Below are 18,299 nucleotides of genomic sequence, written 5' to 3'. Positions count from 1 at the left end.
CTGAGTGGCACCTTGGAAGTGAGCGGGCTCTATCGCCTGATGGTGTAGGTGACCAGCGCCCGGGCCGGAACCGTGGTGGTCAGTGAACTTCCTCTGACCGCCACGGTCTGCTGCTGTGCCGTGCTGTGTGTGGCGTCGGTCAGGTACGGGGTTGCCGTGCCTTTGCCGATCCCTGTGTGCTCCAGGTCGAAGGTCACCGGAGTGGCACTGGTGGAGGCGTTCAGCGCTACGACGGTCACCGTCTTGTCGGTGTTGCGGAAGGCCGACAGCTTGAGGTCGGCGTCCGAGGTCGTGGCGCCGATGCGGGTGGCTCCCGGGCGGATGAAGCGGCTGTAGCTGGCCAGCGCCCACAGCCGCTTGGAGACGTGGTAGTTGTCGCCGTCCATCTGGATCAGGCCTCGGGTGGCGCCCAGCGAGGCGCCGTACCAGTACACATAGCCGCTGGTGTTGCCCTTGGTGAGGGCGTCGTGGATGGCGGAGGCGACGGTGAAGCCGTCGTAGCCGCTGCCGTCGTCCCAGTTCTCGTTCCAGGTGGTGCCGTCGGGGGACCACTCCGACATCCAGGTGCGTTTGTGCGTCGGCAGGGGGCCGTCGACCTTGCTGGCGTAGGTGTGGCCGGTGTGGGTGGTGACGTCACCCCGCGCCTTGGCGTCCGCCTCGATCGCGCTGCTGTAGGCCTTCTCCTCGTCCCAGCCGAAGGAGTCGCAGCAGGCGACCTTGTACCCGGCCGCGCGTGCGATCGGGCCGAAGGTCCTGAGGAACTCGACGGCCTGGGCGGGGGTGAGCCGCATGGAGTCGTACGTCGCCGTCCAGTCGGGCTCGTTGGTGAACCCGAGGTCGGTGATGCGGATGCCCTCCTGGCGGTAGAACCTGGCGTACTGGACCAGGAAGTCGGCGTACGCCTTCCTCCAGTCGCCGCTCGCGCACGTCGCACCGGACAGACCGCACAGGGTGCCGCCGCCTGCGTCCGTGCCGTTCGTCTTCATGTAGCCGGGGGCCGTCCAGGCGTCGGCGTAGAAGCGGTTCACGCCGTAGGCCCTGGCCTGCTTGGCGAGCCACACCTGGCCCTTGTCGATGCCGTCCCACACGTACTTCGGGGTCGCGTTCGGGCCGCCCGGATCGGTGGGCTGGATGCCGGAGTCGATGCCCAGGCGCAGGATGCTGAGCCCCGCGCCGGTGCTGCGGTCGAGCAGCAGGTCGAGGATCTCCTTCTGGTGCTGGGCGGATAAGCCCTGCGAGCCGTTCATGATGGCGGCCCGTCCGAAGTGCTCGGAGAAGCCGAAGCCGTCGATCGGCTGGAACGTGGTCGAGCCGTTGACGGTCGCCGTGGTGGCGGCCGCCGGCTGCGGCAGGGCGGCCGCGGTGGTGGCGGCGGCCGTCAGCAGAGCCGCCAAGGACGTCAACGCCCACTTTCTGAGCCCGCGCTGCATGATGCTCCCTTCACGGGAACGCCGCCTGGGAGCGCTCCCACAGACATCAGGGAACGTAGGACGACACTCGGTGAGCGTCAATCCCACGTTCCCCTTCGGCTGCTGTGGATCCGCTGCTTTGCTCTCCGCTCAGCAGCTCGTCTTGCCCGCGTAGATCGCGAGGGCCGTGTTGGAGCCGAGGGTGGCGCTGAACCGGCCGTTGGAGTCGACCGTCACGCTGGTGTTGTTCTGGACGTTGCAGTACGTCCCCGCGGGCAGTGAGGTCTGGTACGTGCGGGTCAGGCTGCCGGACTCGTGGTTGATGGCGACGTACCCCTTGCTGCCGCGGCCGAAGGCGATGGCGTTGTTGCCGTCGTCCCACCAGTCGGTCACCGACTGGCCGCGGGTGGCGTTGCGGAAGGCGACCATGCGGATGATCTCGGGCCAGGCGTGCTGGCACTTCCAGCCGTCCTGCCAGCAGGCGTTGACCTGACCGTTGTTGGGCGGTCCTGCGTCCTTGTCGGACCATTCGTAGCCGGAGTTGATGTCGGGGGCGCCGTACGGGTAGGCGAGCATGAAGACATTGGCGAGGGTGTAGTTCGCCCCGTCCTTGTAGTTCAGGGTCGAGCCGTTGCGCTCGGTGTCGTGGTTGTCGACGAAGACACCCGCCACCGAGCTGTTCATGTAACCCCAGCCCTCGCCGTAGTTGGTGAGGTAGGCGAGCTTCTCGTTGTTGAAGACCCGCTTGAGGTCGTAGGCGTAGCGGAACTCCTGGACGTCGCCGTTGCCCGTGTACTCGGTGGGCTGGACGGCCTCTCCGGCGCCGTAGATGACCTCCTGCTTCCAGTACACCGACGGGTTGCTCAGCCGGGACTTGATGTTGGCGAGGTCGGTGGCCGGGATGTGCTTGGCGGCGTCGATGCGGAAGCCGTCGGCGCCGTAGCCGAGGAGGCTGTTCATATAGCCGGCGATGGTGGCGCGGACGTACTCCTCGCCGGTGTCCAGGTCGGCGAGGCCGACGAGTTCGCAGTTCTGGACGTTGGCGCGGTTGGTGTAGTCGCTGACCGTGGAGGTGCAGTCGTCCATGTCGTACGAGGAGTACAGGCCCGGGTAGTTGTACTTCGTGTACGACGAGCCGCCGGTGCCGGTGCCGCTGCCGGCCGTCATGTGGTTGATGACCGTGTCGACGACCACCTTCACCCCGGCCGCGTGACAGGTGTCGATCATGTTCTTGAAGGCGGTCGCGTCTCCGAGCCGACCCGCGATCTTGTAGCTCACCGGCTGGTACGAGGTCCACCACTGCGAGCCCTGTATATGCTCGGCGGGCGGGCTGACCTGGACGTATCCATAGCCGGCGGGGCCGAGGGTATTGGTGCACTCCTTGGCGACGGAGGCGAAGTTCCACTCGAAGAGGACGGCGGTGACGTCCTTGGTGCCGGGCGGGCTCGCGTCCGCGGCAGTCGGGGTCATGACAAAGGCGGCCGCCGTGAGGGCGACGGTCGCCGCGAGGGTTCTGCGGGCCATGCGGGGCTCCTTCACCGTTGAAGGCTCTTGCAGAAACTTTCCCGCAAACTTGCGGTGACGGAGATGTTAAAGGCCCGCTGCCTGAAAAGGCAGCGGGCTGTGTGAAGTTGATGCAAGAACTTTCATGACGTGGGGACCGGCAGCCGATAGAGGACCTGCGGCTGCCCGAACTCGACGAACCGCTCGGTGAGTGTGGCGCCCAGGGCGTCGAGGAGCCTCCGGGAGCGCGTGTTGGCCTCCTGGGTGACGGCGACGAGGTCCGCTCCCGGCCGTATGGCCAGAGCCCAGTCAGCGGCGGCCGCCACGGCCTCGCGCGCGTACCCGAGACCCCAATGCTCGGGCAGCAGTTGACAGGAGAGCTCCGTTCGGCCGTCCCGCGCCCCCGGCTCCACCAGCACGGAGCCGATGACGAGGCCGTCCGCCCTCCGTACGACACTGAGGAGCCCCGGAGCGCCCACGCACCGCTGCTCGCGGGCACGTACCACGCCCTCGTCGGCCGGGCCGCCCAGGTGGCGACGCACATCGGGGTCGGTCCACAGGCGGGCGTGGGCCGGGACGTCCGGTGGCTCAACGGGGCGCAGGAGCAGACGTGGTGTCGTGAGGGACGCGGGCCATCGGGGGAAGCCGGGTGTGTCGGACATGACGGTGAGCATCGCAGAGGCCTGCCGCACGGTCGGGCGGCAGGCCTCTGGAAGGTGGCGGGATCAGGCCGTCGTGAACCACACCGTCGTGTCCGCCGGAACCTTCGTCTCGCCGTCCGCCTCGGTGACCTCGCCGCTGGTGAGCAGGACGCGGCCGTACGCCGGGGTCGTCACCGATTCGCCGCCGGTGTTCGCGACGCACACGAACTCCCCGCGCCGGAAGGCGAGTACGCCCTCGGGGGCGCGCAGCCACTCGACCGCGTCGCCCGCGCCCAGGTCGGGCTGCTCGCGACGGACGGCGAGGGCGGAGCGGTACAGCTCCAGGGTCGAGCCGGGGACGCCGGTCTGCGCCTCGACGCTCAGCTCGCCCCAGCCCTCGGGCTGCGGGAGCCAGCTGCCGCCGTCGCCGAAGCCGTACGAGGATCCCGTGCGCGTCCACGGGATCGGCACCCGGCAGCCGTCGCGGAAGCCGTCCTGGCCGGCACCGCGGAAGTACGCCGGGTCCTGGCGCACCTCGTCCGGGAGGTCGACGACGTCCGGGAGGCCGAGTTCCTCGCCCTGGAAGACGTACGCGGATCCGGGCAGCGCCAGCATCAGCAGGGTGGCGGCCCTGGCGCGCCTGAGCCCCAGCGCGCGGTCGCCGGCCAGGCGGATCTGGGTGCCGAGGCCGGGCGCGTTGGCGAAGCGGGTGGCGTGGCGGGTGACGTCGTGGTTGGAGAGCACCCAGGTGGCGGGGGCGCCCACCGGACGCATCGCCTCCAGGGTGCGGTCGACCACCTTGCGGAGCTCGTCGGCGTCCCAATCGGTCGACAGGTACTGGAAGTTGAAGGCCTGGTGGAGCTCGTCGGGGCGGACGTAGTTCGCCGTGCGCTCGACGGTCGGCGTCCAGGCTTCCGCCACGAAGATGCGCTCACCCGAGTACTCGTCGAGGATGGTGCGCCACTGGCGGTAGATCTCGTGCACGCCGTCCTGGTCGAAGAACGGCATGACATCGTTGCCCAGCAGCTTCAGCTGCTCGTGGGAGCCGAGGTCGGGCAGGCCCTCCGCCTTGACCAGGCCGTGGGCCACGTCGATGCGGAAGCCGTCGACGCCCATGTCGAGCCAGAAGCGCAGGATCGAGCGGAACTCGTCGCCGACCGCCGGGTGCTCCCAGTTGAAGTCTGGCTGCTCGGGGGCGAAGAGGTGCAGGTACCACTCCCCCGGCGTGCCGTCCGGCTCGGTGACGCGTGTCCACGCCGGACCGCCGAAGATGGACTCCCAGTCGTTGGGCGGGAGTTCGCCGTTCTTCCCCTTGCCGGGGCGGAAGTGGTAGCGCTCGCGCAGCGGCGATCCGGGGCCCTCCCGCAGCGCCCGCTTGAACCACTCGTGCTGGTCCGAGGAGTGGTTCGGGACGAGGTCGACGATGATCCTCAGGCTCAGCTCGTGGGCGTCGCGGATCAGCGCGTCGGCGTCGAGGAGGTTGCCGAACATGGCGTCCACGGCCCGGTAGTCGGCGACGTCGTAGCCGGCGTCGGCCTGCGGGGAGGCGTAGAAGGGGCTGAGCCACACGGCGTCCACGCCGAGGTCGCGCAGATACGTCAGGCGGGAGCGTACGCCTTCCAGATCGCCCATGCCGTCACCGTTGCTGTCGGCGAAGCTGCGCGGATAGACCTGGTAGATCACCGCGTCCCGCCACCAGTCGCTGCGCCGGTCGCTGCGCTTGGCTTCGGCGGGGTCGATGAGGGAGTGCTGCTGGCTCATGGCGTCCTTGATACGTAACGGAGTCATTGGGTCAGTTGGGTTCGTACGGCGACTGGGGTGACGAGGCGGCCGCGGTCACAGCGGGGTCGGATGGAGACCGCGGCCGCCTCGGGATCTGGGTGCGGCGCCGTCGTGGCTGGTCGCGCAGTTCCCCGCGCCCCTAAAGGGGCGCTACCGAACCGGCGTTCTAGCCCTTGGTGCCGCCCGCGGTGAGCCCGGTCACCAGGTTCTTCTGCACGAGGTAGAAGAACGCGGAGACGGGTATCGCGATCAGCACCGCGGTGGCGGCCATCAGGTTGCGCTGGGCGTCGTGTTGGCTGACGAAGGTCTGAAGGCCCACGGCGAGGGTGTACTTCTGGTCGTCCAGCATGAACGTGGTGGCGAAGGCGACCTCGCCGAAGGCCGTGATGAAGCTGTAGAAGGCGGCGACCGCGAGGCCCGGCTTGGCGAGCGGCAGGATCAGCCGTGCGAACGTGCCGAAGGGGGTCAGCCCGTCGACACGCCCCGCCTCGTCGATCTCGAACGGGATGGTGTCGAAGTAGCCCTTGAGCAGCCAGGCGCAGTACGGCACCGCGGTCGAGCAGTAGACGAGGATCAGCCCGAGGTAGCTGTCGATGAGCCCGAGGTCCGAGAGGATCTGGTACATCGGCACCATGAGTACGGCCACCGGGAACATCTGCGTGACCAGGAGCACCCACATGAACTTCCGGTAGCCCGGGAAACGCATCCGCGAGACGGCGTAGCCGGTGGTCGCGGCGACGAGGACGCCGAGCACGGTGGTGCCGAGGGAGACGATCAGCGAGCTCTTCAGCCAGTCGAAGAAGCTCGTGTGCTGCAGGACGAACGAGTAGTTGTCGAACGTCATCTTCTTCCAGATGCCGCCCGGGTGGAGGTAGTCGTCCTTGTCCGGGCCGAGGGAGAGGAAGACGAGCCAGGCGATCGGGAAGAGCGCGATGACGCTGCCGGCGATCAGGATGCCGTGGGAGGCGAGGGACGCCGCGAGGCTGCGCTCGCCGCGGTTCCGGACCTTGTGAGGGCCCTGCGCCGAGCCGTCCTTGGTCACCGCGGCGGAGGTTTCGACAGTGGTCGTACTCATGGGAACTCCTGCCTCAGACCGCGAGCTGCTGCTCGTTGCGGTTCAGCCAGCGGCGGTAGAACGAGGTGAAGACGATCAGGATGGCCAACAGCAGGATGCCGTAGGCGGCCGACTGCGCGAAGTCGCGCGGCTGCTGTCCGAAGCCGAGGTAGTAGGCCCAGGTGACGAGGATCTGGGCGTCCGGGGCGCCGGTCGGGCCGAACAGCAGGAAGATCACGGCGAACTGGTTGAAGGTCCAGATGATGCCGAGGAGTACGACGGTGGAGCTGACGGACCTCAGGCCCGGCAGGGTGACGTACCTGAATCGCTGCCAGGCGCTCGCGCCGTCCATCTCGGCGGCCTCGTAGAGGGAGGCGTCGATGGACTGCAGTCCACCGAGCAGGGAGATCATCATGAACGGCACACCGCACCAGGTGTTGACCATGATCGCCGCGAACCGCTGCCAGAAGGTGTCCTCCAGCCAGTCGGGCGTCGGCAGGTGCAGTGTGTGGAGGAAGCTGTTGAGGATGCCGCCGTCGGAGAGCATGATGCGCCAGCCGAAGACGGTGACGAAGGTGGGCACGGCCCAGGGCACGATGAGCAGCAGCCGGTAGAGCGTGCGTCCGCGCATCTTCTGGTTGAGCAGCAGCGCGAGGCCGAGCCCGATCGTGTAGTGCAGGGCGACGCACAGGGCCGTCCAGACGACCGTCCAGATGAAGTGCGACCAGAAGCGGTCGTACGACAGCGGGCCGAACAGGATGTCCTTGTAGTTGCCCAGGCCGATGAATTTGTAGGTGGCGTCGATGTGGTTGACGCCGATCGTGCGCGCGGTGTTCAGGCTGTTGGCGTCGGTGAGGGTGAGGTAGAGGCCGTACACCAGGGGGTACAGCACGAGGACGCCGAGCACGACGGCCACCGGAGTGATCATCGCGTACGCGTACCAGTACTTCTGGTAGCTGCGCCTGATGCGCCCGCCCAACCCGGGCCGTGGCGCGCGGTCACCGTGGCGTTTGCCGGTGGCGCGGTCGATGGCGACTGTCATGTTCGACACCTTCTGGGGAGTTCTACAGCCTGGGAAGTTCTACGGCAGTGAGAAGTGGCTGGGCGGCCTTTGCACAGGCCGGTGACCGCCGGGTCCGTCCCCCCATGGATGGCGGACCCGACGGTCACTCGGGGCTTACTTGCTGAAGTCCGGCACCAGCTTGGCGATGGCCAGTTCGGCGTTGCTCAGACCCTTGTCCAGGGACTCCTTGCCGTCGGCGATCTTCGGCAGCTCGGTGTCCAGCGGGCCCCACAGGGAGCTGTACTCGGGCAGCGCGGGACGCGGCTGGGCGGAGGGCAGGACCGTCTGGTAGCCGGCGATGCCCGGGTCGGCCTTGACCTCGGCGGTGTAGGCGTCGTCGCGGGTCGGCAGCGTGGAGTTCTTCAGGGCGATCTCCGTCTGGGACTTCGCGGAGGTCATGAAGTTGACGAACTTGAGGGCCGCCTTCTGGTGGGCGGAGTCCGAACCGGCGTAGACGGACAGGTTGTGGCCGCCGGTCGGGGCGCCCGCCTTGCCGGTGGAGCCGGCCGGGACGGTGGCGATGCCGAGGTTGGACTTGTCCTTGAAGGCGGAGCCCTTGTAGAAGTTCGTGATCTCCCAGGGGCCCTGGATGATCGAGGCGACCTTGCCGTTGACGAAGGCGTCCTGGATGTGGGCGTAGGCGTCGGCGGTGGTGTCGGCCTTGTGCAGGCCCTGTCCCTTGAAGAGGCTCAGCCAGGTGCCGTAGGCCTTCTGCGCGGGGGCTGAGTTCACGGTGATCTTCTTGGCAGTGGCGTCGACGGTGTCGGTGCCCTCGCCGTAGAGGAAGGTCTGCGCGTAGTAGGACTGGGTGGAGCCCCAGTAGCCGTAGACCTTGGCCTTGGAGTCGATCTTGGCGGCGTCGGCCTTCAGCTCGTCCCAGGTCTTGGGGGCCTCGGTGATGCCGGCCTTCTTGAAGAGGGCCTTGTTGTAGACGAGGGCGAGGGTGTCGGTGACCAGCGGGACGCCGTAGGTCTTGCCCTCGTACTTGGCCTGCTCGATCAGGTTGGAGCGGAACTGGCTCTGGTCCTTGAGAGCCTCGGTGCCGTCCAGCGGCAGGAGATAGCCCTTCTTGGCGAAGGCGGGGGTCCAGCCGACCTCGGAACGCAGCACGTCCGGGGCGCCCGAGGCGCCGGCGGCGGTGTCGAACTTGTTCTGCGCCTGGTCGAAGGGGACGTTGACGTACTTGACCTTGATGTCCTTGTTGGCGGCCTCGAACTGCTTGACCAGGGCCTGGTACGTCGGTGCCTCATTGGTGGCGTTGGAGGTGTCCCACCAGGTGATGGTCACCGGGCCGCTGCTCTTGTCGCTGCCGCTGCCACTTCCGCCGCACGCCGTCGCCGCCAGGGCGAGGGACGCCACCAGCGCGGTGGCCGCTATGCCACGCCGCATGAGTTCTCCTTGAGGGTGAAAGCCCGTGTGATGCAGGTGCGGCCCCGTCTGCCGTTCCTGCCGTCTTGCCGACTGCGCCGTTGCCGCCGCCGGGCGACGTGAACGTAACAGCGTTGAAAGCTGCGCGAAAGGTCTTGCAGCAAAAAATTGCAAGGAGGCGCGAAGGTTACCGGCCTGTGACCTCTTCTCGACCCCCGCGCAACCGGGTATTGAAGCCGTTGAGCGGCCCGTGGGAGTGTTGTGCAAGACTCTGCAAGCTCTTGCCGAACCAGGCGCCCACCAGAACATGAGGGACCGCGATGACGCAGCAACCCGCTCGGGGCCGTGCAACAGCTCGCGCCCGGCGCCCGATTGGTGTGCAAAGTGACGGTCGGCCGGTACAGTCCACCCCTGTGACCACACGGCTTGCCGACATCGCTGCTCAGGCGGGGGTGAGCGAAGCGACCGTCAGCCGCGTCCTCAACGGCAAGCCGGGCGTCGCCGCCACCACCCGCCAGTCCGTGCTCGCCGCACTCGACGTGCTGGGCTACGAGCGCCCGGTACGGCTGCGGCAGCGCAGCGAGGGCCTGGTGGGCCTGATAACCCCGGAACTGGAGAACCCGATCTTCCCGGCGCTCGCCCAGGTGATCGGCCAGGCCCTGACCCGGCAGGGCTACACCCCGGTGCTCGCCACCCAGACGCCCGGCGGATCCACCGAGGACGAGCTGACGGAGATGCTCGTCGACCGCGGGGTGGCCGGCATCATCTACGTCTCCGGACTGCACGCCGACACCACCGCCGACATGGAGCGCTACGAGCGGCTGCGCGCGCAGGGAGTGCCGTATGTGCTGGTGGACGGCTTCTCGCCGAAGGTGCAGGCGCCGTTCATCTCCCCCGACGACCGCGCGGCGATGACGCTGGCGGTCACGCACCTGGTGTCGCTGGGACATGTGCGGATCGGTCTCGCCCTCGGCCCCAAGCGCTTCGTGCCGGTGCAGCGCAAGATCGAGGGCTTCGTCCGCTCGATGCAGGACCAGACCGGCCTGAGTGCGCAGACGATCGAGACGGAACTCGTCCAGCACTCGCTGTACACCCTGGAGGGCGGTCAGGCCGCGGCCACCGCGCTGATCGGCCGTGACTGCACGGCGGTGGTGTGCGCGAGCGACATGATGGCGCTCGGCGCGATACGGGCGGCGCGGCAGCTCGGCCTCGAAGTACCGCGGGACGTCTCGGTGGTGGGCTTCGACGACTCCCCCCTGATCGCCTTCACCGACCCGCCGCTGACCACGATCCGCAAGCCGGTCCCGGCGATGGGGCAGGCGGCGGTGCGTACGTTGCTGGAGGAGATCGGCGGCACGCCTGCGCCCCACAGTGAGTTCGTGTTCATGCCGGAGCTGGTGGTGCGCGGTTCGACCGCTTCGGCGCCTGGGGACCGGAATCGTCCCTAGGGCGGAGAGTCTTCGAGTTCGTGCAGTGCGTCGGGAGTAGGCGCGCACGTCCGTCTGTTGTAGAACATGCGGCCCGAACCCGACCGCGGGATGATCGGTCGCAGAAGGCGTTTCTGGCAGACTTTGTGCCCATGGGTGACTCGACCGTGACCAGTCTGGACGACCGTGAACAGACGGCCGCTCCCGACTCCCTCGCGGCCGCGAACGGCCCGCAGTTCCTGCGCCGGCTGCGCACCCCGCGCCGCCCCCGCCTCTGGTTCGAGATCGTTCTGATCGCGGTGAGTTACTGGACGTACTCACTGATCCGCAACGCGGTTCCGGAACAGCGCGACCAGGCGCTGCGCAATGCCGACTGGCTGTGGCAGATGGAGCACCATCTCGGCATCGCCGTCGAGGAGTCGGTCAACCACGCCGTCAACTCGGTGACTTGGCTGATCGTCGGCATGAACTACTACTACGCGACGCTGCACTTCGTGGTGACGCTGGGTGTGCTGGTCTGGCTCTACCGCAGTCACCCGGGCCGGTACGCGGCGACGCGCCTGGTGCTCTTCGCGACGACGGGTGTGGCCCTGGTCGGTTACTACCTGTATCCGCTCGCGCCGCCTCGTCTCATGAACGGCAGCACCTTCATCGACACGGTCCTGCTCCATCAGACCTGGGGGTCGATGGCCTCCGGGGACCTGAAGCACATGTCGAACCAGTACGCGGCGATGCCGTCCATGCACATCGGGTGGTCGGTGTGGTGCGGGCTGACGATCTTCGCGCTGGCCAGGGTGCCATGGGTGCGGGTTCTCGGTCTTTTGTACCCCGCGCTGACGCTGACGGTGATTGTGGCCACCGCCAATCACTTCTGGCTGGACGCGGTGGGCGGTCTGATGTGCCTGGCGTTCGGGTTCACGGTGGCTCGGGTCTGGTACGGGACGTTGCCGTATGCGTTGCCGCGTGGCGCTCCGCGGGCAGTGCCGGCTCAGGCCGTCGATCCTGTGCGGCTTCGTCGTGGCTGGTCGCGCCCACGCGGCGGAGCCGCACATTGATATACGGCCCCGCGTCCTGACGGGGCGCTTCAGTCGCCGCGGTGCATGACGTACCCCCCGGTCACCGTCAGGCGCACGGGCGCCTGGGCCACCTCGTCCGCCGGGGCTTCCACCGGGTCCAGGGCGAAGGCCGTGAGGTCGGCGCGGCAGCCGACGGCGATACGGCCCGTCACCTCCTCTTCACCCGCCGCTCGCGCCGCATGGGTCGTGCAGCCTTCCAGGGCCTCCAGGCCGGTCAGGCCTGCCCTTGCCGAGGCCGCGCCCCGGGGTGCTCGCGCCGTCGCCAGGACGGCTCGGGCGTCGTAGTGGGCGATCGGCCAGTCCGAGCCCAGGGCGACCGTCGCGCCCGCGTCGCGGAGGTCGCGCAGGCGCCAGGCGTGCGCGGCTCGGGTGCTGCCCAGGCGGCGGGACCACTCGTCGGTGCCGTCGGCGCGGGTGTAGGCGGTGTGCGGTGGTTGCATCGAGGCCGCCACCCCGAGCTGGGAAAAGCGCGGGAGCAGGTCGTCCGGGGCGGTCTCGATGTGTTCGATGCGGTGGCGGTTCCTGCCGGTCGGGCCGAGGCCGGCCACCACGTCCAGGGCGTGCCGTACCGCCGCGTCCCCGATGGCGTGTGTGGCCGTGCGGACGCCGGATGTGTGCAGGTGCCGTACGGCGGCGACGTACGCCTCGGGGTCCGGCCAGAACGCCTCGGTGCCCTGGCCGTGGCAGTCGGCGCGCTCCAGCCAGGCCGTGCCGCCCTCCACGGTGCCGTCCATGAAGAACTTGACCCCGCCGACCTGCCAGTGCCGGCCTCCGCTGCCCTGGAGGGCGATCAGCTCCGCCAGGCCCGCCTCATCGACCCCCGGCATGCACCACGGGGCGAACCGCAGCCGTACCGGCAGCACCGTCTCGCGGGCCAGGGAGCCGACCAGCTCAGCGTCCCCGGCGTCCATGACATGCGCGCCGGTCAGGCCGGTCGCCGCCATCGCCGAGAGCAGTTCCACCAGGCGGGTGCGGCGGGCCGCGTAGGACGGGCGGGGCATGACCTCCGTGAGCAGGTCCATGGCCGCGTGCTCGACGAGGTGCCCTGTCGGCCGTCCCTCGTCGTCGCAGACGACCTCCGAGCGCTGGGCGAACTCCCGCGGCCCCGTCACGCCCGCCGCGGCGAGCGCGGCGCCGGTCGCAAGGGCGGAGTGGCCGTCGTAGAGGCGCAGGAAGGCGGGTGCTCCGGCGAGCACGTCCTCGACGAGGGCGCGGTCGACGGGGCGGCCCTCGAAGGCGTTGTGGTCGAGGCCGTGTCCGATCACCCAGCCGTCGATCCGCTCGGCGGTGGCGAGGCTCGCTCTGAGCCCTGCCAGGTCCGTCACCCCCGAGAGATCGGCCCCGGTCGCCAGGTCCAGCCCCCACACCGGGTGGCTGTGCGCGTCGACGAGACCGGGCACGACGTGCGCCCCCTCCAGGGACACGACCTCCGTGCCCGGCCCCCGCCAGTCGCGTACGTCGCCCTCGTCGCCGACCGCGGCGATCAGCCCGTCGCGCACGGCGACGGCGGTGGCGTACGGCCGGGCGGGGTCGAGGGTGCGGACCTTGGCGCCGGTGAGGATCAGGGCAGGGGTGGGCATGGGTGGGTGAACTCCCTTGTCGGACAAAGCTGTTCGGCTATTCGGCGGGCTCTGCGGCGAAGTCCGCGTACACCTGCGGCCGTTCGCGCCGCAGCCACCAGGCAAGACCCAGGCCTGTGACGAAGACGGCGGGCGCGGTCACGATCAGGACGGTGTTGACGGTGGACGAGGCGCCGGTGAACAGGTCGATGTGGGTGATGACCAGCGCTATCGCGGTCGCGAGGAGCACGGCGGCGGTGATCGGCGCGACGATCGTGCGCAGGGCTCCCTCCTGGTGCCGTACCCGCCGGAAGTAGCAGGGCACGGCGATCGCGGCGAGCAGCTGGAGGGTGAACAGGCCGATCATTCCCGGGGTGTTGACCCACAGGAGCAGTTGTCCGTACGGGTCGGCGCCGGCCGCCCAGAAGGCGAGGACGACGGCCGCCCCGAGGGCGGTCTGGGCGATTCCGGCGACGTACGGAGAGCGGTGGCGGGGGTGGATACGGCCCCACGTCTTCGGCAGGACGCCTTCTTCGGCGAGCGCGAGGACGTAGCGGTTGATCGCGTTGTGGAAGGCGAGGAGGGAGGCGATGACGCTGGTGACGATGAAGATGTGCATCAGGTCGGCCGCCCAGCCGCCGACATAGGTGGTGATGGCCGAGAAGAACAGGCCGCCGGGGTCCTTGGCAGCCGCCGCGATGACCTCGCCGTTGCCGAAGGCCTGGATGACGATCCACACCATGAAGGCGTAGAAGAGGCCGAGGAACCCGATGGCCAGGTAGGTCGCACGCGGGATCGTGCGCTCCGGGCTGCGGGCCTCGCGGCGGTAGATGACGGTCGACTCGAAGCCGGTGAACGCGGCGAAGGCGAAGGCCAGGACGACGGCCGTGCCGGAGACGAGGACGTGGCTCGGGGCGAAGGGGGCGCCGGACAGCCCGTGCGCACCGCCCTTGACCAGTACCCCGCCCGCGAGGAGCGCGAGGATGCCGGTTTCGGCGACGAGCAGGACGCCGAGCACCTTGGCGCCGAAGTCGATCGAGCGGAAGCCGCCGTAGCCGATGAGCAGGAGGCCCGCGAGGGAGATCGGCAGCCAGGGGACGTCGGCGCCGAACAGGGCGTGCAGGGTGTCCTTGGTGGCGGAGGCGAGGAGGCCGTAGACACCGATCTCCATGCCGTTGTAGCCGACCAGGGCGAGCAGGGCGGCACCGATGCCGACGGGGCGGCCGAGGCCGCGGGTGATGTACGCGTAGAACGCGCCGCCGCTCTTCACATGGCGGCTCATCGTGGTGAAGCCGACGGCGAAGACGGCGAGGGTGATGCCGGCGATCAGATAGCCGGCAGGGGCACCGACGCCGCCGAGCAGGATCGCGAGCGGGGCGACGCCGGCCATGACGGTGAGCGGGGCGGCGGCGGACACCACGAAGAAGGCGATGTCGGCGGTGCCGAGAGAGCCGGAGCGGAGGGTCGCGGTGCCGGGCGGCGTGCTCTCCTCGGAGGCATCGGGGGTGGTGACGGACATGGGCGAAGCCCTTCGAGCGCGGCGGACGGGGAGGGTTCCGGGCGTGCGGGAGGCCGGCGTTCCCGGGTGCACGTGGTGGTGACGCGGTGCCCCGGGCCCGTAAATCTAAAGGCTTTCGGTTTCGGCAATGTAGCCTCCTCCTGGGCATTCGGGAAGACCTGTTTCGCACCTTCACTCGCACCTTCAGGGGGACCACACGCATGGGACGGCCGCGCACACCGCTCCTCGACCGTGAGCGCATCACCACGACGGCACTGCAACTCGTCGACGAGCAGGGCGACTTCAGCGTGCCGCAGATCGCCAAGCGGCTCGGGGCGCAGACCGGCTCCGTGTATCACCATGTGGACGGCCGGGACGGGATCGTGGAGCTGCTACGGGAGCGGATCGCCGCCGCGATCGATCCGGGGACGCTGGATGTCACGCCGTGGGACGCGGCACTGGAGGCGTGGGCGCGCTCGTACCGGGCGGCGTTCGCCGCGCATCCGAAGGCGATCCCGCTGCTGATGACATCACCCGTACGAGCGCCCCGGGTGCTGGAGCACTACGAGCGGGCGGTGACACTGCTGCTCGACACCGGCTTCGCACCGGGTGAGGTGATGCCGCTGATCATCGCCCTGGAGAACCTGGTCCTGGGGTCTGCGCTCGACCTCGCGGCGCCCGAGACGATGTGGGTGCTGACGGAGTCGACTCCGACCCCACGGCTGGCCGAGGCCCTGGCGGCGGTGGGCGAGGGGCGGGCGGACCGGGCGTTCGACGTGGGACTTGAGGGGTGGATCCGTCACGCGCGGGCGTTGCTGCTCAAGCCGACCGGCGATTGAGGACGAGAGCGGTTCGGCTCCTACGCCCCGTAGAACAGCACCTCCACCACGGCTCTCGCCCGCCGTGCCGTACGCCGGTACGCGTCCAGCATGTCCCCCACATGCCCGTCCCCATAGCCCAAGTACCGCCCCACGGCTGCCAGTTCGCGCCCGCCCGAGGGGAAGGTGTCTCCCGCGCGGCCGCGCACCAGCATCACGGCGTTGCGCACGCGAGTGGCCAGGACCCACGCCTCGTCCAGTATCGACGCGTCCTCCGCCGAGATCAGCCCGGCCGCGGCCGCCGCCGCCAGCGCCTGCCGGGTACGGGTCGTGCGCAGGCCCGGCTCGCACCAGCCGTGCTGCAGCTGCAGCAGCTGCACGGTCCATTCGACGTCGGACAGGCCGCCGGGCCCGAGCTTGGTGTGCAGCTTGGGGTCGGCGCCGCGGGGCAGCCGCTCGGACTCCATGCGGGCCTTCAGGCGGCGGATCTCCCGTATGGCGTCGTCCCCGAGCCCCTCGGCCGGATACCGCAGCGGATCGATCAGCTCGATGAAGGACCGCCCCAGCTCCTCGTCCCCGGCGACCGGCTCGGCCCGCAGCAGCGCCTGCGACTCCCAGACCAGTGACCAGCGGCGGTAGTAGGCCTCGTACGACTTCAGCGTCCGTACCAGCGGGCCCGACTTGCCCTCGGGCCGCAGGTCCGCGTCGATCAGCAGCGGCGGGTCCGCGCTCGGGATCTGCAGCAGTCGCCGCATCTCCGAGACGACGCGGTTCGCCGCCTGCGAGGCCTCGTGCTCGGGCACGCCCTCCCACGGTTCGTGTACGAAGATCACGTCCGCGTCGGAGCCGTAGCCCAGCTCGTGGCCGCCGAAGCGGCCCATGCCGATCACGGCGAACCGGGTCGGCAGGGTGTCGCCCCAGCCGTCGCGCACCACCGCGCGCAGGGTCCCGGCGAGCGTCGCCGCCGTCAGGTCGGACACGGCGCCGCCCACCAGGTCCACCAGCGCGCCCTGGTCGGCCTCGGCGGGCTGGGTCTCGGTGCCGTAGGAGCCGACGATGTCGGCGGCGGCCGTGCGGAACAGTTCGCGGCGGCGGACGCCGCGGGCTGCGGTGACCGCCTGCTGCGCGTTCTCCGCGCGGCCGACGGCGGCGAGGATCTCCTGCTCCAGGTGGGCCCGCTCCCGTGACTCCAGCCCCCCGCCGTCGCCGTCGCCGAGCAGGGCCACCGCCTCCGGGGCGCGCATCAGCAGGTCGGGGGCGAGGCGCCCGGCGGACAGCACGCGGGCGAGGTTCTCGGCGGCCGCGCCCTCGTCCCGCAGCAGCCGCAGGTACCAGGGGGTCTTGCCGAGCGCGTCGGAGACCTTGCGGAAGTTGAGCAGGCCCGCGTCCGGGTCGGCGGAGTCCGCGAACCAGCCGAGCAGCACGGGCAGCAGGGTCCGCTGGATGGCAGCCTTTCTGGTCACCCCGGAGGCCAGCGCCTCCAGGTGGCGCAGGGCGGCGGCCGGGTCGCCGTATCCGAGCGCGACCAGCCGCTCCCGGGCCGCCTCGGGGCTCAACCGGGTTTCCCCGGGCGCGAGTTGGGCGACCGCGTCGAGCAGTGGGCGGTAGAAGAGCTTCTCGTGCAGCCGGCGGACGACGGCCGCGTGCCGCCGCCATTCCCGGTTGAGCTCGGCGACCGGGTCGACGCGCAGGCCGAGCGAGCGTCCGATCCGCCGCTGGTCGGCCTCGTCCTCCGGGACGAGATGCGTGCGCCGCAGCCGGTACAGCTGGATCCGATGCTCCATGGACCGCAGGAACCGATACGCCTCGTCGAGCTGCACGGCGTCGGCGCGCCCCACGTACCCGCCCGCCGCCAGCGCCTGCAGCGCGTCCAGGGTGGTGCCGCTGCGCAGCGCCGCGTCCGCCCGTCCGTGCACCAACTGCAGCAGCTGTACGGCGAATTCGACGTCCCTCAGGCCTCCGGGACCCAGCTTCAGCTCACGGTCGATCTCGGCGGCGGGGATGTTCTCGACGACCCGGCGGCGCATCTTCTGGACGTCGGCGACGAAGTTCTCCCGCTCGGCCGCCTTCCAGACGAGGGGTTCGAGGGCGGCGACGTACTCCTCACCGAGCTCGATGTCGCCGGCCACCGGTCGAGCCTTGAGCAGGGCCTGGAACTCCCAGGTCTTGGCCCAGCGCTGGTAGTAGGCGAGGTGGCTGGAGAGGGTGCGGACCAACGGGCCGTTCCGGCCCTCGGGCCGCAGATTGGCGTCGACCGGCCAGATCGACCCTTCCACCGTCGTCTCCGAGCAGATCCGCATCATGTGCGAGGCGAGCTTGGTGGCGGAGCGCAGGGCCTTGCCCTCGTCGGCCCCGTCGACGGCCTCGCCCACGAAGATCACATCTACGTCGGAGACGTAGTTGAGCTCATGGCCGCCGCACTTGCCCATCGCGATGACCGCGAGCCGGCACAGCGCGGCGTCCTCGGGTGCCGCGGCGCGGGCGATGGCGAGGGCGGCGCGCAGGGTGGCGGTGGCCAGGTCGGCGAGTTCGGCGGCGGTCTCGGCGAGGTCGGTGGTGCCGCACACGTCGCGGGCGGCGATGGACAGCAGGCAGCGGCGGTAGGCGACGCGCAGCGAGACGGGGTCGGTGGCCTCCGCGAGGCCCCGCTCGAACTCCTCCACCCCGGGGTGCAGGTCCCGCGGCTCGTAGGTGACCAGCGCCTCCCAGTCGCGCGGGTGCCGCGCCAGATGGTCGGCGAGCGCGGCGGACGCCCCGAGCACGCCGAGCAGCCGGTCACGCAGCGGCTTGGCCGCTATCAGCGTGTCGAGCAGCTCGCGGCGCGCGGTGGGCCCCGGCTGTGCCTCCAGGAGCCGTACCAGACCGAGCAGCGCCAGGTCCGGGTCGGCGGTGGCGCCCAGCGCGTCGAGCAGCACCGGGTCGTCCCGCACGGGCATGAGCTCCACGCTGTCCAGCAGCCGCTCGGCGGCGGAGGGATCGGTGAATCCGTGCCGCAGCAGCCGCGTGAAGGTACTGCTCCTGCGCCCGGGCACCGTCATCCCCGTCCTCCTGTCGGATCAAGGTCGTACTGGCCCGAGCCTAACCGGAGACTCTGACACAAG

Annotated in this window: 13 protein-coding genes; 3 read left to right on the top strand and 10 right to left on the bottom strand. The window is 69.8% G+C overall.

Features of this window, described 5'->3' with window-relative positions:
- Positions 1-29: 29 nt before the first annotated feature.
- The 7 genes from ACFY1U_RS02845 to ACFY1U_RS02815 all read right to left on the bottom strand — a co-directional run bounded on the left by ACFY1U_RS02845 (position 30) and on the right by ACFY1U_RS02815 (position 8,841).
- Positions 30-1,430 (bottom strand): glycoside hydrolase family 30 beta sandwich domain-containing protein, encoded by a 1,401-nt coding sequence (locus ACFY1U_RS02845; RefSeq protein ID WP_390692350.1) that lies wholly within the window; start codon positions 1,428-1,430, stop codon positions 30-32.
- A 129-nt stretch (positions 1,431-1,559) separates the two neighbouring features.
- Positions 1,560-2,933 (bottom strand): alpha-amylase family protein, encoded by a 1,374-nt coding sequence (locus tag ACFY1U_RS02840; RefSeq protein WP_390692349.1) that lies wholly within the window; start codon positions 2,931-2,933, stop codon positions 1,560-1,562.
- Between the two features lie 122 nt (positions 2,934-3,055).
- The gene (locus ACFY1U_RS02835) at positions 3,056-3,574 is read right to left on the bottom strand and encodes a GNAT family N-acetyltransferase (RefSeq protein ID WP_390692348.1); all 519 of its coding nucleotides are present in this window, start codon (positions 3,572-3,574) and stop codon (positions 3,056-3,058) included.
- 63 nt (positions 3,575-3,637) lie between these two features.
- Positions 3,638-5,314 (bottom strand): glycoside hydrolase family 13 protein, encoded by a 1,677-nt coding sequence (locus ACFY1U_RS02830; RefSeq protein WP_390692347.1) that lies wholly within the window; start codon positions 5,312-5,314, stop codon positions 3,638-3,640.
- 187 nt (positions 5,315-5,501) lie between these two features.
- Positions 5,502-6,410 carry a sugar ABC transporter permease gene (locus ACFY1U_RS02825; protein ID WP_390692346.1) on the bottom strand — a complete coding sequence of 303 codons (909 nt, stop codon included), beginning with the start codon at positions 6,408-6,410 and terminating at the stop codon, positions 5,502-5,504.
- Between the two features lie 13 nt (positions 6,411-6,423).
- Complete coding sequence (locus tag ACFY1U_RS02820; RefSeq protein WP_390692345.1) at positions 6,424-7,431, bottom strand: carbohydrate ABC transporter permease; 1,008 nt, start codon at positions 7,429-7,431, stop codon at positions 6,424-6,426.
- 135 nt (positions 7,432-7,566) lie between these two features.
- Positions 7,567-8,841 carry an extracellular solute-binding protein gene (locus ACFY1U_RS02815; RefSeq protein WP_390692344.1) on the bottom strand — a complete coding sequence of 425 codons (1,275 nt, stop codon included), beginning with the start codon at positions 8,839-8,841 and terminating at the stop codon, positions 7,567-7,569.
- A 392-nt stretch (positions 8,842-9,233) separates the two neighbouring features.
- Here ACFY1U_RS02815 and ACFY1U_RS02810 point away from each other — a divergent pair, with 392 nt between their 5' ends.
- Together ACFY1U_RS02810 and ACFY1U_RS02805 are read left to right on the top strand one after the other, a co-directional pair.
- Entirely contained in the window at positions 9,234-10,268 is a 1,035-nt protein-coding gene (locus tag ACFY1U_RS02810) for a LacI family DNA-binding transcriptional regulator (RefSeq protein ID WP_344406372.1), read from the top strand.
- 131 nt (positions 10,269-10,399) lie between these two features.
- Positions 10,400-11,302 carry a phosphatase PAP2 family protein gene (locus ACFY1U_RS02805; protein ID WP_390692343.1) on the top strand — a complete coding sequence of 301 codons (903 nt, stop codon included), beginning with the start codon at positions 10,400-10,402 and terminating at the stop codon, positions 11,300-11,302.
- A 29-nt stretch (positions 11,303-11,331) separates the two neighbouring features.
- Here the strand turns inward: ACFY1U_RS02805 and ACFY1U_RS02800 are convergent, their stop codons facing one another.
- Positions 11,332-12,903: an amidohydrolase gene (locus ACFY1U_RS02800; protein ID WP_390692342.1), complete on the bottom strand. Its 1,572-nt coding sequence runs from the start codon at positions 12,901-12,903 to the stop codon at positions 11,332-11,334.
- Positions 12,904-12,940: 37 nt separating this feature from the next.
- Complete coding sequence (locus tag ACFY1U_RS02795; protein ID WP_390692341.1) at positions 12,941-14,401, bottom strand: APC family permease; 1,461 nt, start codon at positions 14,399-14,401, stop codon at positions 12,941-12,943.
- 200 nt (positions 14,402-14,601) lie between these two features.
- Here ACFY1U_RS02795 and ACFY1U_RS02790 point away from each other — a divergent pair, with 200 nt between their 5' ends.
- Positions 14,602-15,219 (top strand): TetR/AcrR family transcriptional regulator, encoded by a 618-nt coding sequence (locus ACFY1U_RS02790; RefSeq protein WP_390692340.1) that lies wholly within the window; start codon positions 14,602-14,604, stop codon positions 15,217-15,219.
- Positions 15,220-15,239: 20 nt separating this feature from the next.
- Here ACFY1U_RS02790 and ACFY1U_RS02785 read toward each other — a convergent pair whose 3' ends face one another.
- On the bottom strand, positions 15,240-18,236 hold the full coding sequence (locus ACFY1U_RS02785; protein ID WP_390692339.1) for a bifunctional [glutamine synthetase] adenylyltransferase/[glutamine synthetase]-adenylyl-L-tyrosine phosphorylase: 2,997 nt from the start codon (positions 18,234-18,236) through the stop codon (positions 15,240-15,242).
- Positions 18,237-18,299: the final 63 nt, after the last annotated feature.

The organism is Streptomyces sp. NPDC001351, from assembly GCF_042896045.1.
Classification (GTDB): Bacteria; Actinomycetota; Actinomycetes; order Streptomycetales; family Streptomycetaceae; genus Streptomyces.
The sequence above is the reverse complement of the archived record's forward strand: the minus strand, read 5'-3'. Positions and strand labels throughout refer to the sequence as shown.